This is a genomic window from Mesorhizobium sp. M0991 (genome assembly GCF_040318915.1).
Classification (GTDB): Bacteria; Pseudomonadota; Alphaproteobacteria; order Rhizobiales; family Rhizobiaceae; genus Mesorhizobium.
The window spans coordinates 1-2706 of sequence record NZ_JAMYNE010000088.1 but is presented as its reverse complement, the minus strand read 5'-3'; the positions used below and the strand labels follow the sequence as shown (position 1 = coordinate 2706).

Sequence of the window (2706 nt, the reverse complement as noted above, 5' to 3'; positions counted from 1 at the left end):
TCTGGAGGCCAGCACGACGGCGCGCTTCGAAGCGTCGGCCAAGACAGGCAAGGTCCGCAGGTTCAAGGAGTTCGTTGACGGCGCCCGCGGCGCGGCCGGGCCGGCAGCACTCAGGCGACTATAACGGGCGCAGAGCCGACCCTGCGGCTTCCAGACATTGTCGTGTACAGCTTCAGACCCTCAAGCCGAGCCCGCAGGGCCTCGCTTACCTTTTACGGGGCGGCGGTACGTCCAAGCCGCTTCAACAGTTAAGAATTTCGCAAAGACGATACCCCCGGATCGTCGAGCTTCCGCTGCCACTTCCCGCATTCGCCGAGGCGGTCAATGACCCGCCCTTCACAATAGTTATCCGGCAAGCATCTGGATGCGAGAGATAATGTTGCCGGAGGCATCTCTCATGGCTTCTACAACTGCCTGAACGCCAGAACCGCGTTCGTGCCGCCAAAGGCGAAGGAGTTGCTCAGTGCCACGCGCACCTTGCGCTCGCGTGCCACATTGGGCGTGACGTCGAGATCGCAATCGGGGTCCAGCTCACGATAATTGGCAGTCGGCGGCACGACGCTCTCGCGGATAGCCATCACGCAGGCGATCAACTCGAGCGCGCCGGACGCGCCGAGGCAATGCGCGTGCATGGACTTGGTAGAAGAAATGGACATTGAGAAGGCGTGCTGACCGAAGACGCGCTTGATCGCCGCCGTCTCGATCTGGTCGTTGGCCTTGGTGCCGGTGCCGTGCGCGTTGAGATAGTCGACATCCTCGGCGTCCAGCCTGGCATCGGCAAGGCAGGCCCGCATTGCTGCCTCCGGCCCCTCGACAGTCGGCGCGACGATGTCGGACGCATCGGCGGAAAGGCCGGCACCGGCAATTTCGGCAAGGATGGTGGCGCCCCGAGCCAGGGCATGCTCGTAGCTTTCCAGCACCGCCATGCCGGCGCCTTCACCAAGCGACAGGCCCTGGCGATCGGCCGAGAATGGCCGGCAAGTATCGGGCGAAAGCACGCGGATCGCTTCCCATGCCTTCAGCACACCCCATATGAGCGGCGCTTCGCTGCCGCCGGCAAGCATCACGTCGGCCCGGCCGAGCCTGATCTGGTCCACCGCGCAGGCAATCGCATGGTTTGCCGAGGAACAGGCGGACGTGACGCCGAACACCGGCCCGCGCAGACCAAGACTCATGCTGACCTGGCCGGCAGCGGCACCCGGCATCGCCTTGGGTACAGTCAAGAGAGCGGCACGCTTACCGCCCAGAAGGATGGCGCGGTAGGTTTGCTCGATCGCATCCCACCCGCAGCCGCCAACGCCCACCGTCGCACCGAAGCGATAGCTATTTCCCTCTTTGGAGGAAAGTCCGGCCTGACGCATGGCTTCGCGCGCCGCAAGCACAGCGAGCAGGCTGAAGCGGTCCATGGAGATGAGTTGCTTGCCGTCGATGTCATGCTCCGGCAGCGCCTTGATCTCGGCACCGATCCTGACCCTCAATTCATGGAGCTCGGAGTTAACGATTGGGCCGATGGCGGAGCGGCCTTCTCGCATCTCTGTCCAAATGGCGGCGGCGTTGGTCCCAAGCCCGCAAATACCGCCAATCCCAGTAATCACGACGCGCCTGTCCATTCACACCCCCTTAGCGAGCAAGCTGCGCACGGCTTCCACCATGTCCCCAACATTCTGGAGATCCGACCATGCCTCGGCCGTATTCATCTCGATCTGGATGCCGTAGGCCTGCTCCAGGTCCCAGAGAACGTCCGCCAATCCCAGTGAATCGATACCGAGCGAAGTCAGTCCCGTGGCAGCCGTTATCTCGCCGCCTGTGGCAGGCGCTATGCCGCCCTCCGACGCGGCGCGCTTCTTGATAATGGCGATTATTTCGTTGGCGAGTTGATCTGCCATCTTGTTCCTTTCCAGCTTGCGTTTTCGGCGTCGTTCAAAACCCGAGTCGCGTCGCGTTGCCAAAATTGCCCCTCATAGAGCCTGTGCGACCGACCAAGCCCAATGCCCATAGGAACCGGACGAGTTCCGGCTTCTGCGGCGTCAGCCCGATGACGAAGAAAAGTCGCCGGCCTCCCGCTTTTGCGCCAGCACATCAAGAATCTGCGTGTAAATGGATAGGAACCGTCGTCAAACGTCAGCTAAACGCTGCGACGGTGGGTGCTGTCAGCGTATTCACTCGGCACCTCATATGTAATCGAGATGTTTCATAGCTCCGGACCAGTTGCGATCAACTATTGTACCGGTCCGCCATTCGTCGGAGAGTTCGACATGATCGGAGCGCTGCCTCTCATTCCCAGTACAATCTCCACCGCACGCGACAGATTTCCTCTTTCGGGCTCTTCTCAAGGGACTCGCCACGCGATAGAGGCAGTGATCGGCGCACGTGAGGTCCTGCCAAGTCCATGCGACATTCCGGAAAATTGGTAAAATCGTTTGTTTCAATCAAATGCATCCACGCTATGGATAGCTAAGACATGCGTTTCAAAGGGCTCGATCTGAATCTTCTCGTCGTTCTCGACGCGCTGCTGAGCGAGCGCGGCCTCACGGCGGCGGCACGCCGCATCAACCTAACCAAATTCATGGGGGTTGGTGGATGTGGCGCAAGCCGTTGAAATGGCGTAGGATTTGGTTGCCTAAGCCGATCCGAACCATTTCCCGGAGACCACACCCACCATGAACGATCTTGCGCTGCCGCTGAGCGGTTTGTCATCAGTCGGCG

2 protein-coding genes and 2 pseudogenes are annotated in these 2706 nt (G+C 60.9%); 2 read left to right on the top strand and 2 right to left on the bottom strand.

Translation table 11 applies throughout. The features are described from left to right. Nucleotides 1–253: 253 nt before the first annotated feature. Nucleotides 254–418 (top strand): annotated as a pseudogene (locus NKH70_RS35555) (LysR family transcriptional regulator); the annotation flags it as partial. Here the strand turns inward: NKH70_RS35555 and NKH70_RS35550 are convergent. Further along, nucleotides 405–1610, bottom strand: a complete 1206-nt coding sequence (locus NKH70_RS35550; protein ID WP_352786341.1) for a beta-ketoacyl-[acyl-carrier-protein] synthase family protein — start codon at nt 1608–1610, stop codon at nt 405–407. The pseudogene NKH70_RS35555 and the gene NKH70_RS35550 sit on opposite strands and share 14 nt — an antisense overlap. Beyond that, entirely contained in the window at nt 1611–1886 is a 276-nt protein-coding gene (locus NKH70_RS35545; protein WP_352458906.1) for an acyl carrier protein, read from the bottom strand. A 575-nt stretch (nt 1887–2461) separates the two neighbouring features. Between NKH70_RS35545 and NKH70_RS35540 the strand changes: the two are divergent. Then, nucleotides 2462–2563, top strand: a pseudogene (locus tag NKH70_RS35540) (LysR family transcriptional regulator); the annotation flags it as partial. Nucleotides 2564–2706: the final 143 nt, after the last annotated feature.